The organism is Terribium retamae (assembly GCF_022347545.1).
Taxonomy (GTDB): domain Bacteria; phylum Pseudomonadota; class Alphaproteobacteria; order Rhizobiales; family Rhizobiaceae; genus Mesorhizobium; species Mesorhizobium retamae.
In genome coordinates this window covers 1-19285 of the sequence record NZ_JAKREW010000004.1, presented here as the reverse complement: position 1 = coordinate 19285, position 19285 = coordinate 1, and the positions used below count along the sequence as shown (strand labels likewise).

The following is a 19285-nucleotide window of genomic DNA, read 5'->3' as shown; positions in this document are numbered from 1 at the left end:
CAACTAGTCCGGCGGGCGCGGCATGGCGGAAGCCGAGGACAAGGATTCCAAAACAGAGGAACCCACCGAGAAGAAGATCCGCGATACGATGGAGAAGGGCAAGTTGCCCCACTCCCGAGAGGCAGCGCTGCTCACCTCCTTCGTGGCCATTCTGGTTTTCACCGTTTTCTACGCGCGGGAAGCAACCGTAAACCTCAGCGTTTTCCTGGCTTCGTTTCTCGAGCGACCGGAATCCTGGTCGATCGATACCGAGACCGACGTCATCCAACTCTACAGCATGGTGATGGCCGAGATCGGTCGGGCAGTAGTTGCCCTGCTGGTACTGCTGGTGATTGCGGGGATCGGCGCTTCGGTATTTCAGAATGTGCCGCAGTTGATCGGTGAGCGGATCCGGCCGCAATGGTCGCGCATTTCGCTCACTCAAGGCTGGAAAAGACTGTTCGGCCTGCAAGGTTTCGTCGAGTTCCTGAAGTCGCTGGCCAAGCTCGGCGTCGTCATCGCCGTGCTGATCTTCACCCTGTCACAGGATCATCGCCGCCTTCTCAACGGCATGATCACGGGGCCCGCAGAGTTCGGCCTGGTCATCCGCTCGATCGCGATCCAGATCCTCGTGGCGATCGTTTTCGTGATGGCGGTCATCGCAGCTGCCGACTTCGTCTGGTCGCGTTTTCATTGGCGGCGCGATCTGAGAATGAGCAAGCAGGAAGTGAAGGACGAGCTCAAGCAGTCCGAAGGCGATCCGATCGTCAAGTCCAGGCTGCGCTCGCTGGCGCGTGACAGGGCTCGGCGGCGTATGATGACGGCTGTACCGACCGCCACGTTGGTCATCGCCAATCCGACCCATTTCTCGATCGCGCTGCGCTACGTTCGCGATCAGGATTCGGCGCCGGTCGTGCTGGCCAAGGGGCAGGATCTCGTGGCGCTGCGCATCCGCGAAATCGCACGCGAGCACAATATTCCGATCTTCGAGGATGTTGCGCTCGCTCGCTCCATGTACAAGCAAGTTTCGGTTGATAGCGTCATTCCATCACAATTTTACCAAGCAGTCGCCGAGCTGGTACGCATCGTCTACTCTAAAAAGGCAGAGCGCCGACGGACCTCATGATTCGACAGCCGCACACACTCTCGCGCGAAGTCATCGTAGCCAGCGCCATCGAACAGGTGGTTGCAGAGCTCAGATTGATCGACGTTGCCGACTACATTGCTTTCATCCGGCTCGAGCATTTCGCCTGCCTGTCGGATCTGGTGGATTCTGCTTCGGAGCTGTTCTTCGCGCCAGGCACATTACGGCTTGGCAATGGCGGCGAGGCACATGTCGACTGGAGCGGCTCGCCCCGCATCGTGCTGGATCTGGAGCTCAGACCGCATGGCGTGACTGTCTATTTCCAGCTTACGCTGACCGAAAACGATGCTTCGGTGGTTCTGAATTATATCTCTTTCGAGAAGCCCGACGAGGATCCGTCGCGCAACACCGAATTGTTGCAGGCGACGCTGGAAGATGCCCGTATCCGCAAGCCCGTGCCGATCGCGTAAGTTCCGGTGGGAGCGTTTCCATTTTACGGAACGGTCCAGCTTCTTTGTTTGCGCAAAATTCCGGACGGACAACCGCGACACATTTTTCCTGGATTTGATTTAGTCGATGAGGCCGAGGCGCAAGGCTTTTGCGACCGCCTGCGTGCGGTTCACCGCATCGAGTTTCTGCGCCGACTGGGTAAGGTACTGGTTGGCGGTGTGGACCGACAATTTCAGGAGCCGCGCAATCTCCTCGCTGGTATAGCCGTTGGCGGTAAGCTTCAGGCATTCCAATTCGCGCTTCGACATGGCGCGCGCGCGGCCAGCATCGCCGGGACGGATACGCGACACGGCATCGAACAGCGAGAAGCAGCGAGCGTGGATGTCATAGACAGCTTCGCCTGCGAGGGCGGCGAGGTTCGGGCCGATGAAAACCACCAGCCCTCCCTGACTCCGCTCGGCGTGAACGGGAAAGGCGATGCCTGCTGTGCCCGAAACGAGAGCGGCCATGCGCTCGATCCAGGGCAACGCGGCGACACCCGGATTGCTTTCCTGGAGATCGGACCACCAGCGCGGGCTGGTGGAGCGGCGCGCGTGCAGCACGATCTCCTCGCTCGCGGTGGCCGAGATGGTGCGCGTGGTTTCGCCGAGGCGCGGATAATCGGAATCAAAACAAGGCACCAGCCGCGCTCGTTCAGCAGAGGGAGCGATCAAATAAAGCCCGAAAGCGCTGGCGTTGATATCCATGGCAATCCAGCGGCAGCGGCGCACGGCATCGGGAATGGTGACGGTGTAAAGGTCGGAATTTCCCGTCACCGTGCCGAAGGGATTGCTATGCGTAAAGAATGGATCGTTGGAGATCTCTTGTGCCCGAGCGTGTGTCAAATGATGCCGCTCCTGATTGCCGTTGCAATCGCCATTACCCGATTGGAGGCCGAGAATTTCTGAATCGCATGGGTGATGTAGCTGTTGACCGTGTTGGCGGAGACGCCAAGGATGAGCGCGACCTCTTCCGTGGTCTTGCCTTCCGATACCCAGAAGAGGCATTCGCGCTCGCGGTCGGAAAGCGGGTCTTGCAGAGTTGTGACGGTGAGAAGCTGCGGCACCTGCGATAGCGCGTAGCAGCACTTCAACTGCGCCTGATTGAGCGCTGCGGGCTCTATCGAGCCGGCAGTCGCGGCCGAAAACAAAACGAACAACCGTTGTCTGCCGACATCCAGGCGAAGCGAATAGAGTTCTGCATGTCCCAGCACGTCGAGCAGCCGTGCCTGTTCCCCGTTCAGCAGTCCCGCTGCCGTTTCGGCATAAGCGGCAATCAGGGCGCGCGGGCGAGAGCCCGGCGGGGTGGTAAGAGGGCCATTCGCCAAGGTGGCAAGCAGGGGTTTGCCGACAAGTTCGATGGCGTCGTAAAGCCAGTTGGATGCGACGATGCGGGCGTCATTGCGCTCGTCGCCATGGATGATTGCCACCAGCATGTAGCTGTCGGCGCCGATCTCGTCGGAGAGTTGGGTCAGAAACCCGGTCAGGTCCGCGCGAGTGGCCAGACGTGTTCCGATCGTGTCGGATGTTATAGGCGCTGCAAAGGCCATCATAGTCTTCGAGCCAGAATCGATTCTTATGCCCGGTGCTGATTCAACAGCGCCGGACGCGGGTACGCGTCACATTCACTTAAAACGCACTCTCGGCGCAGACGGCGCCTATCGGCCGAATCCGGCAGGGAACGCGAAACCTATCGCGTCTTGTGCCGGAAAACTCCGGTACAACAGGACTTTAGAAGGTTCGCCGTGCCCCCGCGGAACGGCTGATTCGGGTTTAATTTAGCTGTTGATGAATCTGACTTCAAACGGGAATTGACAGATTATGAATCAACGGACTCACAAGCGCGACTCAGGCCTTGCTTTTGCTGGATTCCGAGCTGCAAAAAATGTCTCGCCGGCCTTGGAGCGTTTCCGTTTTTCACGGAAATGCGGAAACACTCCAGCCGTCGTTCCTACGCAATTCCGGACGGAAAACCGCTACTCACTTTTCCTGGAATTGCTCCGGCCGGCGAGACATGAGTCGTCTCAGCGGTCTTCGAAACCGGTCAGGACGCCGACCGCGTTCACGCCGATTTCGTCGACGGCATAGCCGCCTTCCATCACAAAGAGGGTAGGCAGGTTCAGCTTGGCGATGCGAGCGCCGATCATGGGGTAGTCGCTGCTCTTCAGCTTGAACTGGCTGATCGGATCCTTCTCGAATGTGTCTACGCCGAGCGAGACCACGACGACGTCAGGACCGTAGGCCGTGAGTTTCGCGCAGGCATCCTCCAGCGCGGCGTTCCAGCTTTCCCATGTGGTGCCGAAGGGCAGCGGATAGTTGACGTTGAAACCTTCACCCGCACCGCTGCCATGTTCGTCGGCATGGCCGAGGAAGTATGGGTATTCGACCATAGGATCGCCATGCAGGTTCAACACCTGCACGTCGGCGCGGGAGTAAAAGATCTCCTGCGTGCCGTTGCCATGGTGATAGTCGATATCGAGGATCGCGACACGTTTGGCGCCCTGGTCAAGGAACCACTGGGCAGCGACAGCGGCGTTGTTGATATAACAATAGCCGCCCATGAAGCCGGCACCGGCGTGATGCCCAGGCGGGCGGCAAAGCGCAAAGGCGGCCGGCTCGCCGTTCTTGACCAGCTTGGCACCTGTCAGAACAACGTCATAGGAAGACCTGATCGCTTCCCATGTGCCTTTGACGAAAGGCGCGCCGGCGTCGAAGGAATAATAACCCAGCTTGGCGTCGATGGTGTCCGGCACGACATCGCCACGCAGTCCGCGCGTCGGCCAGGTATAGGGAATGGCCGAGCCGGAGCGGCCAAGAGCCTCCCAGGCAGGATAGACCGTCGGCAGGAAGTCGATGTAGTCGGCCTTGTGGATGCGCTTGGCGGCGGTGAGGTCGTGAGCCTCCGGCGCCAGGATAGGTCCAAGCTTCTCGCTCTCGACGCGTGCCTTGATAATCTCGGCGCGGGACGGCTTTTCGAAGCCGGGTACGATCACCCCCGACATCAGTTCCATCGTGCCGGCGTGACCGGCATGAAGCGGCGAATAGATAGTCTTCATGAAGTTCCTTCCCTGGATGATTGTCAGTTGAGGTCGAGATAGGGGGTGACGAGGGCGATCCACATGGTCTCGACATCGTCCTCGAGGAGGTCGAAGGTCTTGCGGTCCTTCTTCAGCCCGACAAGACGGCAGACGTGCCCGACCTCCATCATCACGATACCTAGCCGGTTGGCGATATCCTCCTGCAAAGCAGGATTCACGTGCCTCAGCCAGGCTGCATAGAGGGCAATGATCTGCTCGTCATATTCATTCTGGATGGGCCTCAGGTCCGGATTGCCGGTGATGGCCTCGATAACCGGCATCAGATTGGCGTTCTCAAGGTAGAGCCTGGATGTATCGATGAAGAGCTCGCGAACTTCCTGCCGGAACGCATCGCGAGTCGTTGGGCGCGGGACCCTGATACGCTTCTCGATCACTTTGGGAAATGCCCCCAGCCAACGCCGGGCAAGGTCAAGAAGGATGGCTTCCTTGTTGGGATAGTATTGATAGACGGAGCCCACCGACAAGCCGGCGCGTTGCGCAATGGCAAGCGTTGTCGGCGTTCCCGTTCCTTGCTCCCTCGTGAGGATCAAGGCGGCATCCAGAATCCGATCGACGACCTTGCTTGAGCGTTCCTGCCGCGGTTGCTTGCGCGGTTCGAGCGCTATCTTGGTCTTGCGTTTGAGATCGCGCTTCACTGCTTGAATCCCTCGTTCCCCATCCGCTCTCAGCATACGTGCAGGGTGCTGTCCACAAGGCATCGTCGATTCCGCATATTGACAAACGCGAATAATTAGTCGCATTTTTTCTCCACGCTGTCTTTAGGGAAACTAAGGGGAATTCCAAAGGCGGCGAACCGGCATCAATTCTGTCTCATCCGGGCCGCTCCAGCCGGGGCGGCGAGGCATGAGGCGCAGCATTAGCCGGCCTCGGTCAGTCAAAAGCGCGGAGTCGCGATGTCTGTCACTGGTACGGTTCATCATGCCGATATGATCGTCATCAACGGTCGTGTGCTGACCATGGATGACGACAATCCCATCGCTGAAGCCGTGGCCATCAAGGACGGATCCATCGTCGCGGTCGGGCATCGTAATGCCGTTGAAGCGCTGAAGGGGCCTGCCACCAAAGTCGTCGACGCTAAGGGTAGCTCGGTACTGCCCGGCTTTATCGAAGCTCATATGCACCTCTTTTCCGGAGCGGCCGAACTGGGGCATCTGCAACTGGCAGGCGTGCACGGGTTCGATGCTCTGAAGCAGGCGGTCCTCGCCTATGCCGCCTCCAAGCCCGATGTGCCCATGCTTGTCGCGCAAAGTGCCGACTACACCATCCTCGGCGAGGAGCGCGTAACGCGGCATCATCTCGATGCGATCCTGCCGGATCGGCCATTTTGCATGGCTGCGCCCGACCACCACACGATGTGGGCCAATACCAAGGCGCTCGAAGCCGCCGGCGTGCTGCACGGCCGTACGCTTGGCCCCGGCAACGAAATCGTCATGGGTGAGGACGGGCTGGCGGAAGGCGAGTTGCGGGAAGGCGAGGCGTTTGGGCCCGTGCTGGCTCTGGCCGGCGAGGAACGCGTGCGGCTAGGCCTGTCGACCGGAGGCGAACCCGATCCGGCACCAACAGCGCAACAGCGGGCTACCGATCGCGACATCATGCGGCGCGGCCTGGCTTGGTGTGCTCAACACGGCATCACCTCGATCCAGAACATGGACGGGAACCTGTACCAGCTCGAACTGCTGTCCGAGATCGAGGCCGAGGAAGGGCTTTCCTGCCGCGTACAGGTACCTTTCCATTTCAAGAATTTCATGAAGCTGGACATCCTGGAGAAGGCTTCGGCCATGGCCGAGCGCTTCAACAGCGAATGGCTGTCGTCCGGTATCGTCAAGGTTTTCTACGACGGGGTGCTGGATTCCTGGACGGCGGTGATGATCGAACCTTATGCCGACCGTCCAGATTGGGTTGGCGAACCGCTGTTCACGCCGGACGAATTCAAGGAGTTGGCCGTTGCAGTCGACGCGCGCGGCTTGCAGATCGCCGTGCACGCCATCGGCGATGGCGCGGTGCAAGCAGTCCTCAACGGTTACGAAGCGGCGGCGAAAGCCAACGGCAAACGCGACAGCCGTCACCGCATTGAACATATCGAGGTGGTCGCTGCTTCCGATATTCCACGGTTCGCCGAACTCGGCGTGATCGCCTCGATGCAGCCCCCGCATCCGCCCGGCGCGATGGATTTTCCCTTGGAGCCGACCATATCGCGTATCGGCAAGGAGCGCTGGCCGCTTAGTTATGCGTGGCGGACGTTGAAGAACGCTGGCGCGCATGTCGTCTTCGCGTCCGATTGGCCGGTCTCGCCGATTGATCCGATCCGTGGCGTTCAGGCGGCGGTGCTGCGCAAGCCTTGGGCGGACAGCGATCCGGACCAGAGCTTCTCGCTGACGGAGTCGCTTGCTGCCTACACGGTGGAGGGTGCGTATGCCGAGTTCAAGGAGCATCGCAAGGGCATGCTGAAGCCGGGCTTCCTGGCCGATCTCGTCGTGCTTTCGCATGACATCGAAACGGTGGAAGCGCAGCGGCTACACGAGGTGCGGCCGGTCACGACCATTTGCGGCGGCAGAGTTACCTATCAGTCCTGAGGGTGAACATTCGTTTCACTCGACGAACGGATATTCGATCCGATTGTTGCCAAGCAGAGCGGCTTGTGGTGACAATCTAAACCAGAAGAAAAGGCCTGCGTTCGGGGGCAGGCCAAGAAAAAAGAGGGGCTTGAGTGCCGGAACAACCGGGTAAGAACGCGATCGAAGTCCGCGGCGTGCGGAAAGTCTTCGGTGCTGGAGAGGCGGCGGTTGCCGCATTGGACACTGTCTCGGTTTCAATCCGAGAAAATGAATTCTTCACGCTGCTGGGTCCTTCCGGCTGCGGAAAAACGACGCTGCTGCGGCTGATTGCTGGTTTCGACTATCCGAGTGCCGGCGAAATCCTGCTCCATGGCGATGATATCGCGCTGTTGCCGCCGTTCAAGCGCCCCGTCAACACCGTCTTCCAGAGCTACGCACTGTTCCCGCACATGACCGTGGCCGAGAATATCGGTTTCGGTCTGGAGATGCTGCGCAAGCCCAAGGCCGAGATCAAGGCCCGGGTTGCCGAGATGCTCAAGCTGGTACGCATGGAGCATCTGGCTTCGCGGCGCACCAGCCAGATTTCCGGTGGCCAGCAGCAGCGCGTGGCGCTAGCCAGAGCGCTAGCGCCGCAGCCGAAAGTGCTGCTGCTCGACGAGCCGCTGTCGGCACTGGACTACAAGCTGCGCAAGGAGATGCAGATCGAGCTGAAGCGGCTGCAGAACCAGACCGGCATCACCTTCATCTTCGTCACGCACGACCAGGAAGAAGCGCTGACGATGTCCGATCGCATCGCGGTGATGTCGGCGGGCAAGATCCTGCAGGTCGGCAGCCCCTGGGACATCTATGACAAGCCGGCAGACCGCTTCGTCGCCGACTTCATCGGTGAGACCAATTTCCTAACCGCCTCGATTGCCGGCATCGAAAACGGCAAGGCACGTGCCACGCTGAAATCGGGTGCTACCATCGCGGCCAGCGTTGCCGACGGGTTCCAGCCGAAGAGCGAAGCCACCGTGGTGGTCCGGCCCGAACATGCCAAGCTGGTCAAGGGCAAGGCTGAGCTTTCGGGTACGGTCGAAAACATCGTCTATTTCGGCACGGACACGCATATCCATGTGCGGCTCGACGGCAGCAATGACCTGTTCATCGTGCGCCAGCAGAATGCTCGCAATGCAGACTGCGGCTTTGAAACGGGCGACAAGGCCGGCATCGCCATCGGCGATGACGCCGCACAGGTGTTGAGGGACTGATGGCCACCGCCGAGGAAATCGCCAAGGCGGCCGACCGGCGCGACGTCCGCAACCGCTGGTATCTTTCCGCGCCCGCATTGCTCACCATCTTCTTTGCCGCCGTCGGTCCGCTGGCGATCGTGCTCGTCTATTCCTTCCTGACGCCAGGTTCCTATGGCGACGTGAAGTGGCAGTTCTCGCCCGAGGCATGGGTGTCGGTGCTGTTCGAACGTGACATCTTCGACGACACGCTATCCTTGGCGGGCGCACATATCAGCATTTTCTGGCGCTCGGTGAAGCTCGCGATCATCACGACGCTCATCACCTTGGCACTTGGTTTCCCGACCGCCTATTTCATGGCGACGCGCAGTGAAAAGACCCGCGACCTGTGGCTGTTCTTGATCACCATTCCGTTCTGGACGAACCTGCTTATCCGCACCTTCGCGGTGCTGCAGATCATCCGCAACGAGGGCATCGTCAACACCGTGCTGATGAAACTCGGCATCATCTCGGCGCCGATCCAAATCCTCTATACCGACGTCGCGATCCTGATCGGCATGGCCTATGTCTACCTGCCGTTGATGGTGCTGCCCGTCTATGCGTCGATGGAGAAGCTCGACTTCCGACTGGTCGAGGCAGGCTACGATCTTTACGCGTCGCGCTGGCAGGTGCTGCGCCGCATCATCTTCCCGCTGGTCAAGCCCGGTGTCATCGCCGGCTCGATCCTGGTCTTCATCCCGGCCATCGGTGCCTATGTGACACCGAGCGTTCTGGGTGGGGGCAAGAACATGATGCTCTCCAATCTGATCGAGCTGCAGTTCGGCCAGGGCCGCAACTGGCCCCTCGGTTCAGCACTTTCGATCACGGTCATGCTCATCGTGATGGTGGCGCTGCTCGTCTATGTGCGCAACGCCGGTTCGAAGGAGATGCGGCATGGCTAAGAGCTTCTCCATTCGCCATCAGCCGGGCTTCACGACGATCGCCGCCGTATGTTTTGTCGCGCTCTACATGCCGATCATCGTGCTCGTGGTCTACGCCTTCAACGAAGCGCCATCGACCTCGGAATGGGGCGGCTTCTCGTTGAAGTGGTTCCAGTCCGCTTCCCAGAACGCACAAGTCATCGACGCCACGTTGCGGTCGTTCCAGATCGCGGCGATCGCCGCGACGCTTGCCACGATCGCGGCGACCATGGCGGCACTTGCGACAACGCGCACACCTCCTTATCCGGGTTTGACCTTCAAATATGCGATGATCAACCAGCCGCTGATGGTGCCGGAAATCGTCACCGGTGTGGCGCTGCTGATCTTCTTCTCACGCATCAAGATCTTCACCGGCTATTCGGGCTTGGGTTATCTGATCGCGGCGCACACGGCCTTCTGTATCCCCTTCGCCTATCTGCCAATCCGCGCGCGACTGGAGAACATGGATCTGTCGCTGGAGCGCGCGGCGGCGGATCTCTACGCCACGCCCTGGCAGGCCTTCCGGCGGGTGACGCTGCCACTTCTGTGGCCTGGCATCCTGGCTGGACTGATGCTCGCCTTCGTGATCTCGCTTGACGACGTCGTCATCACCGAATTCGTCAAGTCGGGCGGCCAGGACACGCTGCCAACCTACATGCTCGGCCAGATCCGCCGCGGCATCACACCTGAGATCAACGCGATATCGACGGCCTTCCTGCTGCTGTCGGTGGTCATCGTCACGTTGTTTTTCTTTGTCAGCAGGAAACGCGACTGAAGCCAAGGCCGAGGTCAAAACCAAAGCAAAAAGCGATAATGGGAGACTGGAATGAACTGGAAGACCACCGCGACAGCCGTCGGGCTGGCGCTGCTCGCCTCGTCGAGTATGGCCCGCGCCGAGGGTGCGCTCAACATCTACAACTGGGGCAATTACATCAGCCCCGACATGATCAAGAAATTTGAGAAACAATACAACGTCAAGGTCACTGTCACCGACTACGATTCCAACGATACTGCACTGGCCAAGGTGCGGCAGGGCGGTACCGGTTTCGACATTGCCATCCCGTCGCAGACCTTCGTGCCGGTCTGGATCAAGGAGGGTCTCGTCCAGGAGACCAATCCCGGCAAGATGGAGAATTTCAAGAACGTCGCGCCGGAGTGGGCCAATCCCGACTTCGACCCGGGTCGTAAGTACACTGTGCCGTGGGCCTGGGGCACGATCGGCGTGGTCGTCAACACGGACGTCTACAAGGGACCGGCCAACAGCTGGGGTATCATCTTCGACACGCCGGATGAATTGAAGGGCAAGGTCAACGTCGTTCCAGAGATGAACGACGTGATCTTCGCCGCCATCAAATATGTCGGCGGCCAGCAGTGTACCGACGACAAGGCTGTGCTGAAGAAAGTGCGCGACATGCTCGTCGCCGCCAAGCCGAACTGGATCGCGATGGAATACAACACCATCGAGAAGATGGGCGCCGGCGACTTCAAGGCCACCAGCGACTGGAATGGCTCGGCCTTGCGCCAGCGACTGGCCAATCCGGCCATTCACTACAACTATCCGAAGGAGGGCTATGGTCTCTGGAGCGATAACGTCGTGGTGCTCAAGGAAGCCAAGAACGTCGAGAACGCCAAGCTGTTCCAGAACTTCATGATGGATCCGGAAAACGCGGCGCTGAACTCGGCCTTCCACCGCTATGCCAACGGCATTGCCGGCTCCGAGAAGTTCATGCCCGCAGACATGAAGGATGCTCCGGAAGTGAACATTCCGGAAGACGTGAAGTCGCTCGGCGAATTGCAGCGTCTGTGCTCGCCGGAGATCCAGGAGATCTACAGCAAGATCTGGACCGAGTTGCAGAAATAAGCAGCCGGAGAATCCGTCAGGACGAAAGCCGGGACCGAGAAGTCGGCCCCGGCAGTCACGAGCTTTGCCTGAAGCAGGCAGGAACACCGCAGATTGAAGAAGGAGCCCTTGTCATGAACTCGAGATTGTTTGCCGCAACGACGGCGCTGGCGCTGCTTGCGGCGACGGGCCTGGCTCGCGCAGAAGGCGAGCTCAACATCTACAACTGGGGCAACTACACCAACCCGGATGTGATCAAGAAGTTCGAGGAAAAGTACAAGGTCAAGGTCACCATCACTGACTACGATTCCAACGAGACGGCTTTGGCGAAGGTTCGCCAGGGCGGCTCCGGCTTCGACATTGCGGTCCCGTCGCAGACGCATCTGCCGATCTGGATCCAGGAAGGTCTGCTGCTCGAGACCAACCCGGGCGGCATGGAGAATTTCAAGAACATCGCGCCGGAATGGGCCAATCCCGACTTCGACCCCGGCCGCAAATATTCGGTGCCATGGGCCTGGGGCACGGTCGGCGTCGTCGTCAACACCAATGACTACAAGGGTGATATCAACACGTGGGATATCATCTTCAAGACGCCGGACGAATTGAAGGGCAAGGTCAACGTCGTTCCCGAGATGAAAGACGTAATGACTGCTGCCATCCGTTATCTCGGCGGCGAGCAGTGCACGACTGACAAAGAACTGCTGAAAAAGGTTCGCGACCTGCTGGTGGCCGCCAAACCGAACTGGATCGCCATGGAGTATGGCGCTGTCGACAAGATGGGCGCAGGCGACTTCAAGGCGTCCTCCACCTGGAACGGCGCCGGCCTGCGCATCCGCCTCGCGCATCCTGAGGTCCGCTATGGCTATCCGAAGGAAGGCTTCACCTACTGGTCCGACAATGTCGTGGTCCTGAAGGACGCCAAGAACGCGGAGAACGCCAAGCTGTTCCAGAATTTCATCATGGATCCAGAAGTGGCCGCCGGGCTGTCCGCTTTCCACCGCTATGCCAACGGCGTCGCGGGCTCGGAGAAGTTCATGCCGGCCGAAATGCGCGATGCGCCGGAGATCATCGTTCCGGAAGAAGCCAAACCGCACGGCACGATGGCGTTGATGTGCTCGGAAGAGGCGGACACGCTCTACAAGAAGATCTGGACCGAGCTGCGCAAGTAACGGTCCCGTCGTCCGGCAGTGATTGCTGCCGGACTACCTGCCTGGCGCTGGACGAACCGCGCTCAGCTCCAGCCATCGCTTCAAAACTCCGAGAATGTCGCAGGAGGTGCTTCCATGCAGCCCTACCGCAACAGTGATCCGTGCCCGCCGATCATGCAAGGTTCGCCGCCGGCCCTGGTGCCGCCCCGGCTCGACTGGGACAGGGCGCCATGGAACCGCTGGGCCTTCCAGAACATGCGCCAGATCGTGCCGACGGTGGAAGTCTGGCGTGGCGCTGGTGCGGTGCGCGACTTGCCGCGCGCCGAGACCGACCTCGATGCTCTGCCGGTGACTGACAGCCTTGGCCGGCCCTCGACGCTCGTCGGCTTGCTCGACGAAACCTATACCGACGGCTTCCTGGTGTTGAAGGATGGGGCCATTGCCTATGAGCATTATTTCAATGGAATGACGCCGCGCTCCCTGCATCTGTCGCAGTCGATGGCGAAGTCGGTAACGGCCGCGGTTTGCGGCATCCTCGTCGGGCGGAGTTTGATCGATCCCGCAAAGCCGGTGACGACCTATCTCCCGGAACTGGCGGAGACCGGCTGGGCAGGTGCGACTGTCCAGCAGGTGCTCGACATGACGACCGGTGTGAAGTTCTCGGAAGCGTACACCGATCGCTATTCCGACATCGGCCAAGTTGACGTTGCGTCCGGCTGGAAACCGGTGCCGCCAGGCAGCGATCCTTCCTTTCAATGGCCTCGGCATGTGTGGGAACTCATCCTGCGGCTGAAGGAAACCACGCGGCCGCACGGCGCCGCCTTCGAGTATCGCTCTATCGAAACGGATGTGCTTGCCTTTGTGATGGAGCGTGTGACTGGACGGAGGTTGGCCGACCTCGTTTCGGAAGAGCTGTGGCAGAAGCTGGGTGTTGAAGAAAGTGCGTGCTTCACCGTGGACAGCGCCGGCTACGCGCTGGCCGACGGTGGGTTCAACGCCACGCTTCGGGACTATGCGCGTTTCAGCCAGATGATCCTCGACAATGGCGCCGGCATCGTTCCCGCCGACTGGATCGAGGCGACCAGGAACGGCATTCATGGCAGCAATTTCTCTGAAAGTCTGCCGGAAGGAAGCTATCGCAACCAGTTCTGGATCGAGAACCCACGCTCGCGCGCACTCATGTGCCGGGGCGTCTTCGGCCAGCTCATCCATGTGGACTGGAACAGCCGGATGGTGACGGTGAAGCTGTCATCGTTCCCGGATTTTTCGAACACGCCCTATGCCGTGGCGACGCTGAAGGCGATCGCGGCAATCGCGGCGGAACTGGGCTCCGCCAACTAGATCAACCGATGCAGAAAGGTGGCTCCGGCGATCGTGGATCGCCTGTGCTGTACGCACGATCCAGGAAGGAAAAGACGTGATCAACCCGACAAAATTCGAAGAAGCCTACGGTTTCCGTCGCAGCGATGTGGCGCTCGCGAATTGGCGCACGGCGCCATTTAATCGCTGGTCTTTCCAGAATGTCGGCGAACTGGTGCCGAGCGCGCGCATCGAAGCTTCGTCGGGCGCAACTGAAACCGAGGCAGTCGACTTCAGCGGCCTGCTTAACGAAACGGTTTCGCTTTCGAAGGGAGCAGAAACGATCGCCACATTCCTCGATCGCTCCAGCGCGGATGCGCTGACGGTGATGAAAGGTGGCAGGTTCGTTGGCGACTGGTTCGCGCCGCATACGCGACCCGGCAATCGGCACATCGTCTTTTCGATCAGCAAGTCTCTGACGGCGATCCTTGCCGGCATCCTGGAAGGTGAGGGGGGTTTCGATCCGGAAGCGCCGGTGACGGCCTATATTCCGGAGGCGACTGGCTCAGCCTATGGCGACGCCACCGTGCGGCATGTGCTCGACATGACGGTGAGTCTCGATTTCGAGGAAGCCTATCTCGACCCCGAAAGCGCCTTTGCACGTTATCGACGGGCGACATTGTGGAATCCTGGTGGCGGCGACGAAGGACTGGAAGAGTTCCTGCTGTCGATCAAGCGCAGGCCCGAACCGCATGGCGAAGTGTTCCGCTACCGTTCGCCGAATTCCGACCTGCTCGGCGTCCTGGTCGAGCGCGCTTCCGGCAGACGTGTGCCGGAGCTGTTCCGCGAAAAACTATGGGGACCACTCGGCGCCTGCGGTGAAGGCGCCATCACCGTCGATCGTGTCGGCACGGCGCGCACTGCAGGCGGCATCTCAATGACGCCACGCGATCTTGCACGGGTCGGCGAGATGATACGCCGGGGCGGTGTCGCCGGTGGCAAGCGCGTCGTGCCGGAAGCCTGGGTCCACGACACGACGACGGCCGGCAGCCTCGACGCCTGGAAGCGAGGCGATTTCGCACATCTGTTTGCCGAAGGGCGCTACCGCAACAAATGGTACCAGAGCGGCAAGGGTTCTTGTTGCGGCATTGGCATCCATGGCCAGTGGCTGTTCGTCGATCCGGCAAGCGAGGTGGTCATCGTCAAGATGTCGTCGCAGCCAACCCCGGTCGACGATCCGCTCGATCACGACAATGTCGATTTCTTCGAAGCGCTGGTGGGCATGGTTTGACCTACCGCCCGTCCGCGATTGTCAGGTGGAAGGCGTCTCGTCCTGTGGCAGTTTGGTGAGCAGCCAGTTGCGAAAGCTGGCCACCGGTGGATAGAGACGCTTTTCGTTGGGCACCACCAGATAATAGGCGCTGCGGCTCTGCATTGCGCGGCCGGGCGCCGGCACCAGCTGACCGCGCTGCAATTCCCCGGTGATCAGGAACAGCGGCAACAGCGCGATGCCGAGGCCGGCGATGCAGGCCTGGGCAGCGGTCGAGAACTGCTCGAACTGCATGCCTGGGCCGGTCGGCGTGGCAAGTCCCTGGTGCTCGAACCATTCCGCCCAACCACCCGGCCGTGAAGCCATGTGCAACAGCGGCAGCCGGCCAAGGTCGCGCGGTTCAGCCACCGCATTCGCCGTCAGGAACTCAGGAGCAGCCACCGGTGCCACCTCCTCATGCATCAGAAGGGTCGACGTCGCTCCTGGCCAGTCCGGCTGCCCGACATGGATGGCGGCATCCAACCGCTCGCGGGCAAAATCGAAACGACCGATACGAGTGGCGAAGTTGATGGTGATATCCGGGTTCTGTTCGACGAATTCCGGGATCAGCGGCATCAGCCAGCGCGTGCCGAAGGTGGGCAGGATGGCAAGGTTAAGGACGCCACCATGTCGATTGCTCATCAATCCAAGCGCTGCCTCGCGGAGCTGGCCGAGTGCGGCGCGTACCGTTTCGGCATAGATTTCGCCTTCGGGCGAAAGATGGACGTTGCGGCTGTCTCGTTCGATCAACCGCTTGCCGAACTGGTCCTCCAACAATTTGATCTGCCTGCTGATGGCTCCCTGCGTCAGCGCCAGTTCCTGGGCCGCCGCAGTGAACGAACCCAGCCTGGCCACTGCCTCAAAGGCTGCGAGCGCTCCAGTGGTTGGCAAAAGGCGACGTTGGACACTCATGATCCATTACTAATCGTCATTGGTCTCCGAGGCAATTTCATTTGCTTTTTTCCAGGCAGGGGCCGATAAGCCCGGCATTCCGCGCATTTTGGGAGAAATTTGCATGGCATCCGACAAGAACGCCTTCGTCTGGGACGATCCGTTCCTCCTCGAGGACCAGCTTTCGGAAGACGAGCGCATGATCCGTGACGGTGCCGCGGCATTCGCCGCCGACAAGCTCGCGCCGCGCATTGAAGACGCCTACATGGAAGAAAAGACCGATCCGGCGATCTTCCGCGAGATGGGCGAAGCCGGCCTGCTCGGCATTACCGTGCCGGAAGAATATGGCGGGCTCGGTGCCAATTACGTCACATATGGCCTTGTTGCTCGCGAAGTCGAGCGCATAGACAGCGGCTATCGCTCGATGATGAGCGTGCAGTCGTCGCTGGTCATGTATCCGATCCATGCCTACGGTTCGGAAGAACAGCGCAAGAAGTACCTGCCGAAGCTCGCATCGGGCGAATGGATCGGCTGCTTCGGCCTGACCGAGCCGGATGCGGGATCTGATCCCGGTGGCATGAAGACCCGCGCTGAAAAGACGGCGAACGGCTATCGCCTCTCCGGTTCGAAGATGTGGATCTCCAACGCACCGATCGCCGATGTGTTCGTGGTTTGGGCGAAGTCCGCCGCGCACGACAACCAGATCCGCGGCTTCGTGCTGGAAAAGGGCATGAAGGGCCTGTCGGCGCCGAAGATCGGCGGCAAGCTCTCGCTGCGCGCTTCGATCACCGGCGAGATCGTAATGGAAGGCGTCGAGGTTGGCGAAGATGCGCTGCTGCCCAACGTTTCCGGTCTCAAAGGCCCGTTCGGCTGCCTCAACCGCGCGCGCTATGGCATTTCCTGGGGCGCCATGGGTGCCGCAGAAGACTGCTGGCATCGTGCCCGCCAATACGGTCTCGACCGCAAGCAGTTCGGCAAGCCGCTGGCCGGTATGCAGCTCTATCAGAAGAAACTCGCCGACATGCAGACCGAGATTTCGCTCGGCCTGCAGGGTTCATTGCGCGTCGGCCGGTTGATGGACGAGGGCAAGATGGCGCCGGAGATGATCTCCATCGTCAAGCGCAACAATTGCGGCAAGGCACTCGACATTGCCCGCATGGCGCGCGACATGCACGGCGGGAATGGCATCCAGATCGGCTACCATGTCATGCGCCACGCCCAGAACCTCGAGACGGTCAACACCTATGAGGGCGCGCATGATGTGCATGCGCTCATCCTTGGCCGTGCGCAGACTGGTCTGCAGGCATTCTTCTAAAGTGATGTCTTCGCCTTCTCCCGTCAGCAGGGAGAAGGTGCCTTCTGCCGCAGCGGCTTAGGCAATGGGGATCGGACGCTTGTCGGCGCTGCTCAGGAAAGCAGCGTCGATCAATTTTTGCATGTCGGCAGCACGCCGGAACGACGTGTCACCATTGACGCCGGACAACAGGGCGTCAATGAACCGGCGTGCGTTGCGCCTGATCTGAGGCAGCTCGATGTCGCGCCAGGTTACGGTGTCTATATCCTCGCCGAAGCAGCCTTTCAGCGACGAGGTCCTGCCGTTGGTTTCCACCCACAGTGCGCCCTTCGTGCCGTGTAGCTTCAATTCGAGATCGTTCAGATGGCCGGTCGCGTACCGTGTGGCGACGATGGTGGCCAGCGCACCGGATTGAAACCGTGCGGTCATGGCGACGCTGTCATTGGCATCCAATCGATACTTGCCAATCTGATCGCCTGGAGCTTTGGGAAAGGTGACTAGCTCGGCATTGAGGCTGGCGATGTCGTCGGCGGCGCCATAGGTCGCGAAGTCGAGAATATGGATGCCGACATCGCCGAGCACGCCAGTCGAGCCGTGTTCCGTCGATAGCCTCCAAAGCCATTGATCGGCCGTGCGCCAGTCACCCCAGGCTTTGCCGACCAACCAGCTCTGCCGGTAGCTGGCCTCCACATGGCGCAACTCACCGAGTTCGCCGGCCTCCACCATATGCCGGGCGTGCTGCAGGGCTGGGGAGTTGCGATAGGTCAGATTGACCATGTTGATCAGGCCGGCCCGTTCTGCCGCCTCGGTCATTTCCAGAGCGTCAGCATGGTTGGGCGCCAGCGGCTTTTCGCAGAACACGTGCTTGCCGGCGGCAAGCAGCGCCAGCGTCGTTTCCCGGTGCACGCCATCCGGCGTGGCGTTGATGGCCGCATCGAATCCATTCCAGGCGAGCGCCTCCTCCAGGCCGTCGAAGGCGTGGGCGATCCCGCTCTTTTCCGCATAGGCGGCAGCACGGCCCGGTAAAGCATCGGCGCAGGCGACGATCCTGCATTCCGGCACTTTGCCGAACTCTTCCATATGCTGGCCGGCAATGCCGCCTGTGCCGAGCAAGAGCAGCCGCTGCATCAGCGTAGGCCCTCGTCGCCATCCTTGTGCAGCTTGGGTCCCTTTTCGACCAGCGGCTCCTTGGCAGCCGAAATCGGCACGTTCGGCGCATTCGCGATCGTCGCCCAGGCGGGTGCGGGGTTGTATGCCCAATGCACTGCGTTGCGCAGCACAGTGTGCACGTCGGGATGGTGATAGGTCGGGTAGGTCTCGTGGCCGGGACGGAAGTAGAAAATGCGTCCAGCGCCACGCTGATAGGTAAGGCCTGACCGGAAAACCTCGCCGCCTTCGAACCAGGAGACGAAGACAGTCTCCATCGGCTCCGGCACGGTGAAGGGCTCGCCATACATTTCTTCGTTCGGCAGTTCGATGCATTCGCCAAGTCCCTTGGCGATGGGATGGTTGCGGTTGACAACCCAGATCCGCTCGCGTTCGCCGGCCTCGCGCCATTTCAGGGAGCAGGGCGTGCCCATGAGCCGCTTGAAGATCTTGGAGAAATGGCCCGAGTGCAGGACGATCAGCCCCATGCCTTCCCATACGCGCTGCTGCACGCGTTCGACGATCGCGTCCTCGACCTTGCCGTGCGCGGCATGGCCCCACCAAACCAGCACGTCGGTCTTCGCCAGCCGCTCTTCGGTCAGGCCGTGCTCGGGATCCTGCAGAACCGCCGTTTCCGTCGCGATGTCCTTGTCCTGGCCGAGGGCCGCGGCGATGGTGCCGTGCATGCCGAGGGGGTAGATGCCGGCAACGACAGCATTTTCCCGCTCGTGCACGTTCTCGCCCCACACCAGTGCTCTGATCGGCATGCTGCATCTCCCTCGATCGGTTTGATTGGATCGGTTCAATTACAGCATGAGCGACAGGGACCGCAAGAGACAATCGTGCAGGAGAGCGGGGGGGGGGCGGGGGGGGGGGGGGGGGGCCCGGGGGGGGGGGCGGCGGGGGGTGGGGGGGGGGGGGCGCGCGGGGGGGGGGGGGGGGGGGGGGGGGGGGGGGAAGTGGGGG

The 19285-nt window shown here is 60.7% G+C and carries 18 protein-coding genes; 11 read left to right on the top strand and 7 right to left on the bottom strand.

Going from position 1 to position 19285, the window contains the following annotated elements:
* Positions 1 to 22 precede the first annotated feature (22 nt).
* Both flhB and L4923_RS06435 read left to right on the top strand, forming a co-directional pair.
* Positions 23 to 1105, top strand: a complete 1083-nt coding sequence (flhB, locus tag L4923_RS06440; RefSeq protein WP_239362914.1) for a flagellar biosynthesis protein FlhB — start codon at positions 23 to 25, stop codon at positions 1103 to 1105.
* A complete protein-coding gene (locus L4923_RS06435) occupies positions 1102 to 1533 on the top strand; it encodes a hypothetical protein (RefSeq protein WP_239362913.1) in 432 nt (143 codons plus the stop codon). The genes flhB and L4923_RS06435 overlap by 4 nt, the downstream gene beginning before the upstream one ends.
* A gap of 99 nt (positions 1534 to 1632) precedes the next feature.
* On the opposite strand, the gene L4923_RS06430 is transcribed toward L4923_RS06435, so the two are convergent.
* From L4923_RS06430 to L4923_RS06415, 4 genes are all read right to left on the bottom strand, one after another.
* On the bottom strand, positions 1633 to 2397 hold the full coding sequence (locus L4923_RS06430; protein WP_239362912.1) for a helix-turn-helix transcriptional regulator: 765 nt from the start codon (positions 2395 to 2397) through the stop codon (positions 1633 to 1635).
* Positions 2394 to 3101 carry a helix-turn-helix transcriptional regulator gene (locus L4923_RS06425; protein WP_486389241.1) on the bottom strand — a complete coding sequence of 236 codons (708 nt, stop codon included), beginning with the start codon at positions 3099 to 3101 and terminating at the stop codon, positions 2394 to 2396. Before L4923_RS06425 ends, L4923_RS06430 begins: the two co-directional genes overlap by 4 nt.
* 474 nt (positions 3102 to 3575) lie before the next feature.
* Complete coding sequence (locus tag L4923_RS06420) at positions 3576 to 4607, bottom strand: histone deacetylase family protein (RefSeq protein WP_239362910.1); 1032 nt, start codon at positions 4605 to 4607, stop codon at positions 3576 to 3578.
* Between the two features lie 23 nt (positions 4608 to 4630).
* On the bottom strand, positions 4631 to 5284 hold the full coding sequence (locus tag L4923_RS06415; RefSeq protein ID WP_239362909.1) for a TetR/AcrR family transcriptional regulator: 654 nt from the start codon (positions 5282 to 5284) through the stop codon (positions 4631 to 4633).
* Positions 5285 to 5542: 258 nt separating this feature from the next.
* Between L4923_RS06415 and L4923_RS06410 the strand changes: the two genes are divergently transcribed.
* From L4923_RS06410 to L4923_RS06375, 8 genes are all read left to right on the top strand, one after another.
* Entirely contained in the window at positions 5543 to 7222 is a 1680-nt protein-coding gene (locus L4923_RS06410; protein ID WP_239362907.1) for an amidohydrolase, read from the top strand.
* Between the two features lie 134 nt (positions 7223 to 7356).
* Positions 7357 to 8454 carry an ABC transporter ATP-binding protein gene (locus tag L4923_RS06405; RefSeq protein WP_239362906.1) on the top strand — a complete coding sequence of 366 codons (1098 nt, stop codon included), beginning with the start codon at positions 7357 to 7359 and terminating at the stop codon, positions 8452 to 8454.
* A complete protein-coding gene (locus tag L4923_RS06400; RefSeq protein WP_239362905.1) occupies positions 8454 to 9374 on the top strand; it encodes an ABC transporter permease in 921 nt (306 codons plus the stop codon). The genes L4923_RS06405 and L4923_RS06400 overlap by 1 nt, the downstream gene beginning before the upstream one ends.
* Positions 9367 to 10167 (top strand): ABC transporter permease, encoded by an 801-nt coding sequence (locus L4923_RS06395; RefSeq protein ID WP_054308494.1) that lies wholly within the window; start codon positions 9367 to 9369, stop codon positions 10165 to 10167. The genes L4923_RS06400 and L4923_RS06395 overlap by 8 nt, the downstream gene beginning before the upstream one ends.
* 51 nt (positions 10168 to 10218) lie before the next feature.
* Positions 10219 to 11253: an ABC transporter substrate-binding protein gene (locus tag L4923_RS06390; RefSeq protein ID WP_239362904.1), complete on the top strand. Its 1035-nt coding sequence runs from the start codon at positions 10219 to 10221 to the stop codon at positions 11251 to 11253.
* Between the two features lie 113 nt (positions 11254 to 11366).
* A complete protein-coding gene (locus L4923_RS06385; protein WP_239362903.1) occupies positions 11367 to 12401 on the top strand; it encodes an extracellular solute-binding protein in 1035 nt (344 codons plus the stop codon).
* A 114-nt stretch (positions 12402 to 12515) separates the two neighbouring features.
* The gene (locus L4923_RS06380; protein ID WP_239362901.1) at positions 12516 to 13721 is read left to right on the top strand and encodes a serine hydrolase domain-containing protein; all 1206 of its coding nucleotides are present in this window, start codon (positions 12516 to 12518) and stop codon (positions 13719 to 13721) included.
* 76 nt (positions 13722 to 13797) lie between these two features.
* Positions 13798 to 14970: a serine hydrolase domain-containing protein gene (locus L4923_RS06375; protein ID WP_239362900.1), complete on the top strand. Its 1173-nt coding sequence runs from the start codon at positions 13798 to 13800 to the stop codon at positions 14968 to 14970.
* Positions 14971 to 14991: 21 nt separating this feature from the next.
* Here the strand turns inward: L4923_RS06375 and L4923_RS06370 are convergent, their stop codons facing one another.
* Positions 14992 to 15900: a LysR family transcriptional regulator gene (locus L4923_RS06370; protein WP_239362899.1), complete on the bottom strand. Its 909-nt coding sequence runs from the start codon at positions 15898 to 15900 to the stop codon at positions 14992 to 14994.
* 103 nt (positions 15901 to 16003) lie between these two features.
* Here L4923_RS06370 and L4923_RS06365 point away from each other — a divergent pair, with 103 nt between their 5' ends.
* Complete coding sequence (locus L4923_RS06365; protein ID WP_239362898.1) at positions 16004 to 17194, top strand: acyl-CoA dehydrogenase; 1191 nt, start codon at positions 16004 to 16006, stop codon at positions 17192 to 17194.
* A gap of 57 nt (positions 17195 to 17251) precedes the next feature.
* On the opposite strand, the gene L4923_RS06360 is transcribed toward L4923_RS06365, so the two are convergent.
* Positions 17252 to 18301 (bottom strand): Gfo/Idh/MocA family protein, encoded by a 1050-nt coding sequence (locus tag L4923_RS06360; protein WP_275448288.1) that lies wholly within the window; start codon positions 18299 to 18301, stop codon positions 17252 to 17254.
* Entirely contained in the window at positions 18301 to 19086 is a 786-nt protein-coding gene (locus L4923_RS06355; protein WP_239362897.1) for a ThuA domain-containing protein, read from the bottom strand. Before L4923_RS06355 ends, L4923_RS06360 begins: the two co-directional genes overlap by 1 nt.
* Positions 19087 to 19285: the final 199 nt, after the last annotated feature.

Coding starts and splice junctions, on each gene's coding strand:
- flhB (WP_239362914.1), top strand. CDS start 23: ATGGCGGAAGCCGAGGACAAGGATTCCAAAACAGAGGAACCCACCGAG.
- L4923_RS06365 (WP_239362898.1), top strand. CDS start 16,004: ATGGCATCCGACAAGAACGCCTTCGTCTGGGACGATCCGTTCCTCCTC.
- L4923_RS06380 (WP_239362901.1), top strand. CDS start 12,516: ATGCAGCCCTACCGCAACAGTGATCCGTGCCCGCCGATCATGCAAGGT.
- L4923_RS06435 (WP_239362913.1), top strand. CDS start 1,102: ATGATTCGACAGCCGCACACACTCTCGCGCGAAGTCATCGTAGCCAGC.
- L4923_RS06395 (WP_054308494.1), top strand. CDS start 9,367: ATGGCTAAGAGCTTCTCCATTCGCCATCAGCCGGGCTTCACGACGATC.
- L4923_RS06425 (WP_486389241.1), bottom strand. CDS start 3,101: ATGGCCTTTGCAGCGCCTATAACATCCGACACGATCGGAACACGTCTG.
- L4923_RS06400 (WP_239362905.1), top strand. CDS start 8,454: ATGGCCACCGCCGAGGAAATCGCCAAGGCGGCCGACCGGCGCGACGTC.
- L4923_RS06410 (WP_239362907.1), top strand. CDS start 5,543: ATGTCTGTCACTGGTACGGTTCATCATGCCGATATGATCGTCATCAAC.
- L4923_RS06360 (WP_275448288.1), bottom strand. CDS start 18,301: ATGCAGCGGCTGCTCTTGCTCGGCACAGGCGGCATTGCCGGCCAGCAT.
- L4923_RS06420 (WP_239362910.1), bottom strand. CDS start 4,607: ATGAAGACTATCTATTCGCCGCTTCATGCCGGTCACGCCGGCACGATG.
- L4923_RS06390 (WP_239362904.1), top strand. CDS start 10,219: ATGAACTGGAAGACCACCGCGACAGCCGTCGGGCTGGCGCTGCTCGCC.
- L4923_RS06355 (WP_239362897.1), bottom strand. CDS start 19,086: ATGCCGATCAGAGCACTGGTGTGGGGCGAGAACGTGCACGAGCGGGAA.
- L4923_RS06385 (WP_239362903.1), top strand. CDS start 11,367: ATGAACTCGAGATTGTTTGCCGCAACGACGGCGCTGGCGCTGCTTGCG.
- L4923_RS06370 (WP_239362899.1), bottom strand. CDS start 15,900: ATGAGTGTCCAACGTCGCCTTTTGCCAACCACTGGAGCGCTCGCAGCC.